At 66.5% G+C, this 12561-nt stretch carries 11 protein-coding genes; 3 read left to right on the top strand and 8 right to left on the bottom strand.

Annotated features, from left to right (window positions below):
- Entirely contained in the window at positions 1–1455 is a 1455-nt protein-coding gene (locus EYE40_RS15560; RefSeq protein ID WP_204742251.1) for a methylglyoxal synthase, read from the bottom strand.
- Positions 1456–1527: 72 nt separating this feature from the next.
- Between EYE40_RS15560 and EYE40_RS13475 the strand changes: the two genes are divergently transcribed.
- From EYE40_RS13475 to EYE40_RS13465, 3 genes are all read left to right on the top strand, one after another.
- Positions 1528–2418, top strand: coding sequence for a LysR family transcriptional regulator (locus EYE40_RS13475; RefSeq protein ID WP_130982428.1), 891 nt, complete (start codon positions 1528–1530; stop codon positions 2416–2418).
- Positions 2419–2456: 38 nt separating this feature from the next.
- A complete protein-coding gene (locus EYE40_RS13470) occupies positions 2457–3041 on the top strand; it encodes a GNAT family N-acetyltransferase (protein ID WP_130982427.1) in 585 nt (194 codons plus the stop codon).
- Positions 3042–3176: 135 nt separating this feature from the next.
- A complete protein-coding gene (locus tag EYE40_RS13465) occupies positions 3177–4619 on the top strand; it encodes an MFS transporter (RefSeq protein ID WP_130982426.1) in 1443 nt (480 codons plus the stop codon).
- Between the two features lie 48 nt (positions 4620–4667).
- Here EYE40_RS13465 and EYE40_RS13460 read toward each other — a convergent pair whose 3' ends face one another.
- The 7 genes from EYE40_RS13460 to kduI are packed head-to-tail and all read right to left on the bottom strand — an operon-like array spanning position 4668 to position 12461.
- Entirely contained in the window at positions 4668–6152 is a 1485-nt protein-coding gene (locus EYE40_RS13460; RefSeq protein WP_130982425.1) for an aldehyde dehydrogenase family protein, read from the bottom strand.
- Positions 6153–6178: 26 nt separating this feature from the next.
- Positions 6179–7186: an ABC transporter permease gene (locus EYE40_RS13455; protein WP_130982424.1), complete on the bottom strand. Its 1008-nt coding sequence runs from the start codon at positions 7184–7186 to the stop codon at positions 6179–6181.
- Positions 7183–8724, bottom strand: coding sequence for a sugar ABC transporter ATP-binding protein (locus tag EYE40_RS13450; RefSeq protein ID WP_204742250.1), 1542 nt, complete (start codon positions 8722–8724; stop codon positions 7183–7185). Before EYE40_RS13450 ends, EYE40_RS13455 begins: the two co-directional genes overlap by 4 nt.
- Positions 8721–9764 (bottom strand): ABC transporter permease, encoded by a 1044-nt coding sequence (locus tag EYE40_RS13445; protein ID WP_130982423.1) that lies wholly within the window; start codon positions 9762–9764, stop codon positions 8721–8723. The genes EYE40_RS13450 and EYE40_RS13445 overlap by 4 nt, the downstream gene beginning before the upstream one ends.
- Positions 9765–9766: 2 nt before the next feature.
- Positions 9767–10846 carry a sugar ABC transporter substrate-binding protein gene (locus tag EYE40_RS13440; RefSeq protein ID WP_130982422.1) on the bottom strand — a complete coding sequence of 360 codons (1080 nt, stop codon included), beginning with the start codon at positions 10844–10846 and terminating at the stop codon, positions 9767–9769.
- A gap of 32 nt (positions 10847–10878) precedes the next feature.
- Positions 10879–11640 (bottom strand): SDR family oxidoreductase, encoded by a 762-nt coding sequence (locus tag EYE40_RS13435; RefSeq protein WP_130982421.1) that lies wholly within the window; start codon positions 11638–11640, stop codon positions 10879–10881.
- Positions 11637–12461: a 5-dehydro-4-deoxy-D-glucuronate isomerase gene (kduI, locus tag EYE40_RS13430; protein WP_130982420.1), complete on the bottom strand. Its 825-nt coding sequence runs from the start codon at positions 12459–12461 to the stop codon at positions 11637–11639. Before kduI ends, EYE40_RS13435 begins: the two co-directional genes overlap by 4 nt.
- Positions 12462–12561: the final 100 nt, after the last annotated feature.

The following is a 12561-nucleotide window of genomic DNA, read 5'->3' as shown; positions in this document are numbered from 1 at the left end:
CTACGGCGCGACCGGCTCGCTGGCGAAGATCTCGGCCGGACGATCCCCAAAGTCGGGGCGGGTGAATTCGTAGTCGCCGGTGAGCAGCGGCGACGAGATCATGAAGTCCGCGCTCGAGATGTTGCACGCGACGGCGGTGTTCCAGACGGCGGCGATACGCAGTAGCGCCTTCACGTCGGGGTCGTGCGGCTGCGGTTCGAGCGGATCCCAGAAGAAGATCAGCAGGTCGATCTTGCCTTCGGCGATCAGGGCGCCGATCTGCTGGTCGCCGCCGACGGGGCCGCTCAGCAGTCGCGTTACCGACAGGCCCAGTTCGAACTCGAGCAGGGTGCCCGTGGTGCCTGTCGCAAACAGGTCGTGATGCACGAGCGTCTCGCGATTGAAGGACGCCCAGCGGATGAGCTCGGCCTTCTTGTTGTCGTGCGCCACCAGCGCGATCCGCCGCTTGATTGTCGTCGCCATGTCGACCTCCGATTCAGAGACTGCCCTGCTGGTCAGTGTACGGAACGGTTGTTGCAGGAGGGGCTTGGCGTTTACCTCGTGCACGGGAGGAATGTCGGGAGCCAGGCGGTGCCGCTGCTCGACCGACCGACCCCACGCGGTACCCGCGAGGATGAGGGCGATGCCGAGATATCCCGCGAGCCCCATGCTGTCCTGGGCGATAGTGATACCGATGATGGCGGCCCAGACCGGCTCCGTGCCGAGCAGCAGGCTGACCCGTGACGGCGAGGTACGCCGCACCGCCCAGGTCTGCACGAAGAAGGCGAAAACCGTGCAGACGAGCACGAGGTAGAGAAAGAGCAGGCCGCTGCCGGCATCCATGTTCGCGATGTACTGCGGAATCGATCCGCCCGAGGATAGCGATGCCACGGAGAACAGGGCGGCGCAGGTCGCGAGTTGCACCGTGGTGAGGTGCAGCGAATCCATCGGGCGTCTCGCGCTGAGTCGGTGCATCGCCGTGACGTGCACGGCGCGCACGATCGCCGCCACGAGAATCAGCAGGTCACCAAGGCTCGGCGGCCGGAGTGCACCGTTGCCCGCGAGCAGCACGACACCGATGACGGCGAGCGCGGCGGCGAGAAAGAACCTTCCGGACAGCCGGCGACGGGATGTCACGGACTCGAGCACGGGCGTGAATACGATCGTCAGGCTGATGATCAGCCCCGCGTTCGTGGCCGAGGTGTGCGCGATGCCGAAGGTCTCGAACGCGAAAACCGCCGCCAGCAGTACGCCGAGGATGAGTCCCACCCTCAACTCCGCTCGGGTGATCCTCGTGCGCCGTGCGATGACTATCGCGGCCATCGCCGCGGCAGCGAGCAGCATACGGAGCGCCAGGAGAGCGGCGACGGAGTCGGGCGTAACCAGCTCCTTGGCCACCAGGTAGGTGGATCCCCACGAGGCTGCGACGAGGAGCAGGAGGAGGTCGACGCGGTATCTCGCCAGGAGGGAAGTCACGTGTCTAGGTTGGGCGGGCAGCGAGCGTAAGACAAGACGGCAGTTTTCGCACGAATGGATTAGTTTGACCTTATGGAATTGGGTCAACTGCGCGCACTCCGCGAGCTCGGCGACCGCGGCAGCATCGCGGCAGTCGCTGCGGCGATGCACGTCTCGCCGTCCTCCGTCTCGCAGCAGATCAGTGCACTTGAGCGCCGCTCCCCCGTGCCGCTCACCTTCAAGGACGGACGTCGCACCGCTCTCACCGATGCCGGTCGCGCGCTGGCGGCCGCCGCGATCGACGTGGAGGTGGCGCTCGAACGGGCCGAACAGGCGGTGGCCCACTTTCAGGGCGACCCGACGGGCACCGTCTCCGTGGCGGGTTTCCACAGCGTGGGGCTCGCGCTCTTCGGCCCACTGATCGCGGCCATGCCACAGGTACGGGTGAGCGACTTCGATGTGGCGCAGGAGGACTTTCCCGGCCTCACCGCACGGCACGACCTCGTGCTCGCGCACCGGCTGGTCGGCAGCCCGCCGTGGCCTTCATCGGTGCGGGTCGAGCCCCTCCTGTTCGAGCCGCTCGACATTGCGGTGCGACGCGACCACCCGCTTGCCTCGAGAGCGTCGATCGACCCCGCGGATCTCGCCGACCAGCGGTGGGTCGCGGTGCACGAGGGCTTCCCGCTTGAGCAGGCGCTCGCGGTGATCGCGGGCGCCGGGGGAAGTCAGCCGCGCATCCAGCACCGCATCAATGAGTTTCGGGTCGCCGCCGCGGTCGTCGCGGCCAGTGGATGCATCGCGCTCATGCCCCGCTACACAACCGACCTGCGCGAGCACCCCGACGTGATTCTGCGTCCCCTCGCGCACCCGGGCCTCGGTCGGCACATCGACTGCCTGGCTCGCCCCGAGACCCTCGAGCGCGCCAGCGTGCAGGCGGTTCTGGCGCAGATCCGAATCCTGACAGCGGGTTTCGCCGAGCGCTAACCATTGAACCCGCGTTCAATGAGTCGCACAATGGTCGCATGATCGACACACACGTGATCAAACCGCTCACACCCGAGACCTTCCCCGCCTGGCAGGCGCTCGCGGACAAGCACAACGGAGTGTGGGGCGGGTGCTATTGCTCGTACTTCCACTCGGACACCGCCGACACCGTCAAGAGCGAGTACCCGCGGGTGGAGTTCAAGGAGCGTCTCGTCCACGAGGGGGTCGCCCATGCCGCGCTGGTCTTCGACGGGGATGACGCGATCGCGTGGTGCCAGTTCGGCAGCCCGGAGGAGCTCCCCAATATCTACCACCGCAAGCAGTACGACGCGGGCGAGCCGAACCCCGGGCCGTGGCGCATCACCTGCTTCTTCGTCGATCGCGACCACCGCCGATCGGGCGTCGCGTACGAGGCTCTCGAGGGAGCCCTGCAGCTCATCGCTCAGGCAGGCGGCGGCGAGGTGGTGTCGTTCCCCAACGAGCTGGTCGAGGGCAAGCGAACGTCATCCTCATTTCTGCACAACGGCACCCGCGCCATGTTCGAGAAGGCGGGCTTCACTTTCGAGCGCCATATCGGCACGAGCAAGACGGTGATGCGCAAGACGATCGCCGCCAGCGCCTAGTCGAATGGAGTTCATGCGTTAGTATGAAAGCCTGTTCGATCATGTCGATCGTAATTGGCGCAGGCATCCGTGCCTGTCTGTCAGAGGCTTGAAACCTTCAGCACTTCGTTTTCTAGAAGCCTGGAGGCTTTTTTTATGTCCGCAAACCCGCCCACCAACCGCCGCTGGTGGACTCTCGCCGTTCTGGCACTCACCCAACTGGTCGTCGTGCTCGACGCGACCATCGTCACCATCGCCTTGCCGCAGGCCCAGCAGGAACTCGGGCTCTCCGACCTCGAACGCCAGTGGGTCATCACTGCCTACGTTCTCGTCTTCGGCGCGCTGCTTCTTCTCGGCGGCCGCATCGCCGACTACTGGGGACGCAAGCGCGCCTTTATGGTCGGGATGATCGGCTTCGGCCTCGCATCGGCCTTCGGTGGACTCGCCCAGAACGGCACCGAGCTGATCGTCGCGCGCGGCCTGCAGGGGCTGTTCGCTGCCCTACTCGCCCCCGCTGCTCTCGCCCTGCTCACCGTGACCTTCGCGTCGGGTCGGGACCGCAACACGGCCTTCGCCGTCTTCGGCATCATCGGCGGAACCGGTGCCGCCGTCGGCCTGCTGCTCGGCGGCGTGCTCACCGAGTTCACGAGCTGGCGCTGGTGCCTGCTGGTGAACGTGATCTTCGTCATTCTCGGCATGATTGGCGGGGCGTTCTTCCTGACCGAGAGCAAGGCTGAGGGCGACAACAGGTACGACGTGTGGGGAACCATCACAGTCGCGCTGGGCCTCGGCTCCCTCGTCTACGGTTTCAGCCTCGCCGAGGAGGGCTGGGGATCGATCAACACGATCGGATTTCTCGCGCTCGGCGTCGGGCTGCTGGCACTCTTCGTGCTGATCGAGTCGCGGGTCGCGCAGCCGCTGCTGCCGTTGCGCGTCATCCTGCACCGAGTGCGCGGCGGGGCCTTCCTCATCCAGGCCATCGTCGGAAGCGTGCTCATCGGCGCGACGCTCTATCTCACCTTCCACTTCCAGATTGTGCTGGGAATGACGCCCCTCGTCGCCGGCCTCGCCAACGTCGCGATGACGGTCGTTATCCTGGTCGCGGTGCCGATCCTCACCAAGCAGCTTCCGGCCATCGGCCCGCGCCTGCTGATGATCGTCGGCCCGCTGTTAGCGGCGGCCGGACTCGTGTACCTCAGCTTCATCACCCCGGGCGGCAACTACTTCGTCGAGGTGCTTCCGGGACTCGTGCTGCTGGGAATCGGCCTCGCCGGCCTGTTCGTGCCGCTGCAGAATCTCGCCCTCACCGGCGTCGCCCCGCACGACGCCGGCGCCGCGTCAGCGACCGTCAATGCGGCAACGCAGATCGGTGGCTCGATCGGACTCTCGGTCTTCACCGCGATCTATGCACAAGCGGCCGAGGAGTCCGCGGCATCCGGAATCTCGCAGTTTGCCGCTTTCACCGATGGCTACTCCGCGGTCTTCATCGCCTCCGCGATCACCATGATTGCTGCGTCACTGCTGGCGGTGTTCCTCATCCGCGGCAAGAAGAGCGAGCTGCTGCCCCAGGGCGACCAGGCCGCGCCGCATCTCGGCTAACGCTGCACCTCATACCGGTTCATCACGACACCGCGGGGTGTCACCCGTCTACAGCTCGGCGATGACGGTCTTCAGCTCGGTGTAGTCATCGAGGCCGAATGAGCCCAGCTCGCGACCCCAACCCGACTCCTTGTAACCGCCACGCGGCAGCGTCACGTCATCGGCGTGCCAGGTGTTGAGCCAGACGGTACCCGCGCGAAGGCGTGCTCCGACCTTGTGGGCGTTGCCGAGGTCACGGCTCCAGAGACCAGCAGCCAGTCCGTACCGGGTGTTGTTCGCGGCCCGCACGACCTCGTCGGTCGAGTCGAACGGAATGGCGGTCACGACCGGGCCGAAGATCTCGTCGGTCTGGATCGCCATCTCCTCGGACACGTCGGTGAAGACCGTCGGCTGCACGAAGTAGCCATCGCGGTCGACGGCAGAACCACCGGCCGAGGCCGTGGCGCCCTCTGCGGCACCGCCGGTCAGGTAGCCGACGACCTTGGTGTACTGCTCGTCGGAGATCAGCGGGCCCATCTCGGTCTCGGGGTCGAAGCCGTTGCCGACCCGGATCTTCTTCGCGATCTCGGAGACGCCCGCGACCACCTCGTCGTAGACGTCGCGGTGCACGTAGAGGCGCGAGCCGTTGACGCAGCACTGGCCCTGGTTGAAGAACGCGGCGTGGGCGGATCCGACGATCGCCTTCTCGAGGTCGGCGTCGGCGAACACGATGTTCGGAGCCTTGCCGCCGAGTTCGAGCGACACCTTCTTGAGGTTGCCACCGGCGGCGGCGACGATCTTCTTGCCCACCTCGGTCGACCCGGTGAAGGCTACCTTGTCGACGTCCTGATGCGACGACAGGGCGGCTCCCGCATCGCCGAAACCGGGAACGACGTTGAGTACGCCGGCCGGAAGGCCCGCCTCGAGGAAGAGCTCGCCCAGACGCAGCGCGGTGAGAGGAGTCTGCTCGGCGGGCTTCAGCACAACCGTATTGCCGGCCGTGAGCGCGGGGATGACTTTGAAACACGCCATCACGAGCGGAAAGTTCCAGGGGACGATGCCCGCGACCACTCCGACCGGCTCGCGCCGAGTGTAGGCGTGGAACTGACGGATCTCGCTCGACATCGGGATCGTGGTGCCCTCCATCTTGGTCGCCCATCCCGCGAAGTAGCGGAACAGCTCGGCAGCCGTCGCGACGTCCCCGTCCTTCGCCGAGCCGACCGGCTTGCCGTTGTCGAGGCTCTCGAGCTGAGCAAATTCGTCAGCGTGCTCCTCGAGCAGGTCTCCCATCTTCCAAAGCAGGCGCGCACGCATACGCGGGGTGAAACGGTCCCACGCCGAACCCTCGTCGAACGCTCGCCGCGCAGCCTGCACCGCCAGGTGCACATCCTGAATACCGGCCTGTGCAACCGTCGCCAGGGGCTTGGCAGTAGCCGGGTCGATCGTCTCGAAGGTGCGACCGTCGGCTGCGTCGACCAGCTGGCCGTCAATGAGCAGCTTTCGCGGGGAGGCGAGGTACGCCGTGACGTCGTCACGGACAGCGATGGTGGGCATGGTGTGCCTTTCAGTGTGGAGCGTCGTCATTTGACGAACGCGAATTTGGAACGGTCGATGGTGAGGGAGACTGCGAGGATGACGAGGGATCCGTAGACGATCTGCTCGTACGACGGGTTGACCCCGGCGACGGAGAGTCCGACGCGCAGGACGGTGATGATCAGGACTCCGATCAGCGTACGTCCGACCCCGCCGTAGCCGCCCGTGATCGCGGTGCCGCCGACGACGATCGCGGCGACTACCGGCAGCAGCAGGGAGTCGGCGAGGTTCGGCGCGCCGCTGTAGGTGCGCGCGACCAGCAGTCCTCCCGCGAGTCCGGCGCACAGCCCCGAAGCGGTGAAGGCGCCGATCTTGAGAGCGGACACGGGCACGCCGGCGATGGCGGCCGCGGGCTCGGCGTTGCCGATCGCCTCGTACCAGCGCTTGAGCGGTGTCGCCCAGAGCAGGAGTGCGAACACGCCGACGACGGCGAAGGCGATCAAGGCCGCACTGGGGATCTTGGCCGGGCCGAGCCGCATAAAGGCCCACTCCAGCTCGTTGCCCGTCACGCCGATGGTCGATGCCCCGGACACGATGAGCCCGATGCCGGACCAGACGGCGAGTCCGCCGAGAGTGACGATGAACGACGGAATCTGCGCGATCACGTGAACGAGGCCCTGCACACACCCGGCGATGGCGCCCGCCAGGGCTGCGGCCGGTATCGCCCAGCCGCCCAGGGCGGGCACCCAGAGGGCAACCAATACCGAGCACATGGACGCCAGTGCGGCAACGGACAGGTCGATGCTGCCACAGAGGATGACCAGCATCGCTCCGACGGCAAGTACGAGCAGCGGCGTTGCTGAGTCGAGAGCGGTGAGCAGGCTGTTGGGCCGGAGGAAGTTCGGGTTCGCAACAGAGACCGAGATGATCAGGAGGGCAAGCACTCCAATCGGCATAAACCGCAGCACCTGGGCACGGATGCCGGGGGTGCGTCTCAAATCGATGGTCGTGATCGCCTCGGTGGGCTTCATGCCGGGCGGGTGCACGGTGGTCATATCATCGCCTCCAGGACGTCGACGGGGCTCGGTTTCGCGCCGGGGTCGCAGGCCAACTCGGCCGCGACCTCGCCGTCTTTCATCACGATGATGCGATGGCTCATGGCGATCGTCTCCTCGAGGCTGTCGGCCATCAGCACCGTTGCGATTCCCTGGTCACTGAGGTCGCGGATGAGCCGGTACACCTCTGACTTGGCGCCGACATCGAGGCCGCGCGTCGGGTGATCGAGGATCAGCACGCGCAGGTCGCCCGACACCATCCAGCGGGCAAGCACTGCCTTCTGCTGGTTGCCTCCCGACAGCGAGGCGAGCGGGGCCGATGTCGTGGGCGTCTTGACCCGGAGCGATTCGACCCAGTGGTTCACCACGGTCGCCTCTGCTCGGCGGTCCAGGAACGGCCCCCGGGAGACCGACGCGATGTGCGGCAGGGTGATGTTCTCGGCGACCGACATGGTCGCGACCATGCCCTCGGTGCGACGCTCGGCAGGGACGAAGCCGAATCCCTCGCGGATTGCGGGGCGGGGTGAGGAGAAGTTGACCACCTTTCCGTCGACCGCGATCTGGCCACTCGTGAGGGCCATGGCGCCGAACAGCGCGCGGCACAGCTCCTCGCGGCCCGATCCCTGCACGCCGGCCAGGCCCAGCACCTCGCCCTTGCGTATGTCGAACGAGACGGCCTGGCAGACGCCCTTGAGCGTCGCGCCCGTGACACTCAGGCGCACCGGCGCCTCGGCCACCGGGAGCTGACGGTCCTCGTGGTAGTGGCTGCCCTGGGCCTCGCGGCCGATCATCATGCGGTGGAGCTCGGCGGCATCCGTCGTCGCAGGGTCGTACTCGCCGACCGTCTGGCCGTTGCGCAGCACGTAGACCCGGTCGGAGATGCGCAGTACCTCGTCGAGGCGGTGCGATACGAAGACGACGGAAGCGTGCTTGCGCAGTCGCTCGATCTGGGCGAAGAGCAGCTCGATCTCGTCTGCGTCGAGCACCGACGTGGGCTCGTCGAGCAGCACCACCGGTTCACCGTTGCTGCGTTCCTCGATGGCCAGGACCTTGGCGATCTCGACGAGCTGCCGGTCGGCGAAGCTCAGAGTCTCGGTGATCGCCCGCGGGTCGATGTCGCAGCCGATCTTGTCCAGCTGCACCTGCGCTCGACGCGCGAGCTCCTTCCAGCGGTAGAAGCCGCCGCGCACCCCCGAACCCTCGGCGCCCAGCAGGATGTTCTCGGCGACGGTGATGTTCGGGATGAGCGACTGCTCCTGGAACACCATGCCGATGCCCGCGGCACCCGCCTGCGAGATCGAGCGCAGTTTCACCTTCGACCCGTGCAGCCGGATCTCGCCCGAGTCGGGCTGCACGAGACCGATCAGCGACTTCAGAAGCGTCGACTTGCCGGCCCCGTTCTCCCCGATCAGGCCGACGACCTCGTGGCGACGCACCTCGAACGAGATGCCGTCGAGGGCGATGGTCTCGGAATAGCGCTTGCGAAGATCGACGATCTCCAGCATCGGCGGCTCGGCAATCATCTCCTGGACGGTCATTTCACGACTCTCAATCTGCGGCGCAGGGGCCAGTTCGTGATGGCGACCGCCGCGACGACGACGAAGCCCTGCACGGCGGTCTGGAAGTTGGAGTCGACCCCGATGAGCACGAGGCCGTTGGCGAGCACAGAGACGATGAGCACTCCGACGATGGAGTGCAGCACGCCGCCACGGCCGCCCGAGAGCAGCGTGCCACCGATGACAGCGGCGGTGATCGCCGCGAAGTTGAGACCGCTTCCGACGGCCACGATGCCCGAGCCGAGCTTGATGGTGACCATCACGCCGGCGAGCCCGTAGATGGCACCCGCGAATGCGAACACCAGGGTCTTGTAGCGTCGGACCGGGATACCGGACAGCAGCGCGAGGTCCTCTGCGCCACCGACCACCCGCGCGTACCGGCCGAACCGGGTGTACCGCTCGAGGCCGACGCCGAGCAGGATCACGCCGACCGCGACGAAGGTGAGGGGCGTGAGGCCGACGATGTCGCCGGTGGCCCACGCGGTGACGCCAGCGGATCGGATCGTCGGTTGCACGCCGCCGAACAGCACAGTCGCCACCCCGATGCCGATCGCCGAGACCCCGAGCGTCGTCATGAATGACGGGATGCGCAATCGTGTCGAGAGCAGCCCGTTGGCCCCGCCGAACACGGCACCGACTCCCACCGCTAGTACGACCGCGAAGAAGCCGAGGTCTATGTCGTTGCGATTGTTGGCGATCAGCAGCGCGAAAGAGAGCGCTGACGCGGCCATGATGCCTTCGACTGAGAGGTCGATGGCGCCGAGCATCAGCACGAAGGTCAGCCCGACGGCCACGACCGCGAGCACGGCCGCAGTGTCGAGGATGCTGCGGAAGTTGCCCATGGTGCGGAACTGGGGATTGAGGATCGAGAAGCCCACGATCAGAAGAACGAGGGCGACGGGTGGGCCGAAGACGCTGATCCGGTCGGAGCGTCGCCAGGCGGCCAAACGGTTGGGCCGGACGGGACGCTCGCTGTCGCCCCGTCCGGCCGGGGGTGCTTCCCCCGGCCGAACGGTTGTCATCACTACTCCAGCGGGCCGGCGACGCGGTCGAACAGCTTGCCGCACTCGAAGTCGGCAAGGTTCGCCTTCGGCGTGAGGTAGTCGGCCGAGTTGTCGGTCGTGATCAGCACCTGCTCGGCGAAGAACTCACGGTTCTCGTTCGACAGGTCAGCTACATCCAGCTCACCGGTCAGGGCGCAGTAGCCCATCGCCAGGCCGATTCCACCCTGCCACGGGCCGTCGCTCGAGACGGTCGCGACCATGGTGCCGTCGGCGATGGCCTGCACAGCCTCCGGGACGGCGTCGATGCCGACGACGCCGACATCATCGCGGCTCGCTGCCTCGAGGGCCTTGTACGCGCCGAGCGCCATGTCGTCGTTTGCAGCCCAGACGCCGCCGATCGCGTCACCGTGCTTGGTGAGGAGCGTTCCGGTGGTGTCGAAGGCCTTGGTGCGATCCCAGTCGGCCGCCTGCTGGTCGAGCAGCTTGATGTCCGGGTACTCGCTCAGTGCCTGCTCGAGGCCGGCGAACCGGTTCTCGGCGGTCACGTTGGCGGCCTGGCCCTGTAGGGCGATCACGCCGCCCTTGCCACCCATCGACTCGAACAGGGCGACGGCGATCTGGTAGCCGGAGTCCTTGCCGTCGTAGGTGATGTGCGCGATCCACTTGTCGTAGCCGTCCCACGGGTGCAGGTCGGCCGGCTTGTTCCACTGGGTGACGACGTAGGCGCCGGCATCCTGTGCCGCCTTGACGACCGGAGTCGTGTCGGCGTCGGTGTTGGTCAGAACGTTGAGCACCATGCACTCGGGGTTGCCGGTGCTGAGCTCCTGTCGGATCTGCTCGAGCTGCTTCGGCGACTCGCCGTCGTACGTGAGGCGCTTCTGCTCGAGGTCGACCGAGGTAGCGAACTCCTGGCCACCGTCGAGCCACGACTTCTCGTAGGGGTTGGTTTCGTTGCGGACCTGGCCGACGAAGGTGATGTCCTCGGGGGCGCAGGCTGCATCGCCGCCGCCTCCACCTCCGCCTTCGGCGCTACATCCGGCTAGCGCAAACAGTGCGGCAGCGGCGGTCGCTAGGGCGAGCGCGCGGTGCGAACGCGTCATTGTGTTCACTGTGCTTTCTCCATTCAGTTTGGTCATCTGGCCATCCACCCGCCGTCGACGACGAGGGTGTGCCCGGTGACATAGTCAGACGCGGAGGATGCGAGGAATATCGCGGCCCCTCCGATGTCTGACGCCTCACCCCACCGACCGCTGGGTATGCGGCCGAGGATCTCGGAGGCCCGCGCTTCGTCTGAGCGAAGCGGGGCCGTGTTGTCAGTAGCTATGTAGCCGGGTGCGATCGCGTTGACCTGAACACCGGACGCCGCCCATTCGTTCGAGAGGGCTCTCGTGAGTCCCTGCAGACCGTGCTTGCTCGCGGTATAGCTCGCCACGCCGATGCCTCCCTGGAACGAGAGCAGGCTGGCGACGTTGATGATTTTGCCGCGACCGCGTTCGACCATCACGGCACCGATTGCCTGGCTGAGCAGGAACGCCGCGGTGAGGTTCACGTCGACGACACCGGCCCAATCCTCGGGGGTGACGTCGATCGCCGGTCCGCGGCTGATGTGGCCGGCGTTGTTGACCAGGATGTCGATGGTGTGGCTGTGCGCAAGCTCGGTGGCCACCGCGTGGGTCGCGCTCGCGTCGGCAAGATCGACGGTGACCGTGCCGGCGTATCGGCCGAGTTCGGTGAGGGCATTCTGGGTGTCGGTGCCATTGCCGTCGCGCACCGCGAGGATGACGTCTGCCCCGGCGTCCGCGAGTGACAGCGCGATTGCCTTGCCAATGCCTCGGCTCCCGCCCGTGACCAGGGCCGTGCGCCCCTCGAGCGAAAAGTGGGCGAGCGCGCTCACCTTAGTTCCGTCACGGGCACACCGGAGGTGTCGCCATAGTCGGTGTTCTCACCGGCCATCGCCCAGACGAAGCTGTAGGGCGCGGTACCCGCGCCCATGTGGATGCTCCAGGCCGGTGCGATCACTGCCTCGCCGTCAGCGACGACAAGGTGGCGGGTGTTGCTCGGCTCGCCCATGAAGTGCATAACGCGCGCGTCGGCGGGCACGTCGGTGTAGAGGTAGACCTCGGTACGACGCGGATGCAGGTGGGGCGGAAGCGTGTTCCAGACCGAGTGCGGCTCGAGGACGGTGAAGCCCATCTGCAGCTGGCAGGTCGGCTCGCCGCCGCCCCAGATGACGCGGTACAGGCGTCGGGCGCCGGCACCGCGGTCGTCGCTGATGACAACCGGTTCGACCTCCGAACGCAGGATGACGCGCGTCGGGTAGGTGGTGTGCGCGAGGGCCGAGACGAGATAGAAGCGGGCACCCTTGCCCCGGACCGCAATCTCGGATCCGCGACCGACGTAGATCGTGTCGAAGTTATCGAGGTCGTGAGCTGTGCCGTCGACCACGACCGAGCCGGGGCCTCCGAGGTTGATGATGCCCGCTTCGCGGTGCTCGAGCAGGGACTCGGTGCCCAGCACCTCGAAGCCGGAGGGCACGAGATCGTCGTCACCAGGCACTGCGCCGGCAACGAGCATCCGGTCATCGTGGATATAGGAGCCGCGGAATTCTCCCTCGGCGAAGAGGGACTCGATGAGGAACTGCGAGCGCAGTTCATCGGTCGTGGCTCCATCGACGTGGCGAGGGGAGCTTGAGTAGCGGGTAGTGATTCTCTGCATGTTTGTCACGGGCCTGTCTTCATCCTTGAACGGCATCCAGCATCTTGTACATCTGGACGATATGCCGGATGATGAACTTAGTCAAGTACAAGAACGCCAT

The organism is Glaciihabitans arcticus (assembly GCF_004310685.1).
GTDB classification, from domain to species: domain Bacteria; phylum Actinomycetota; class Actinomycetes; order Actinomycetales; family Microbacteriaceae; genus Conyzicola; species Conyzicola arctica.
This window is presented reverse-complemented; position numbering and strand designations above follow the sequence as displayed.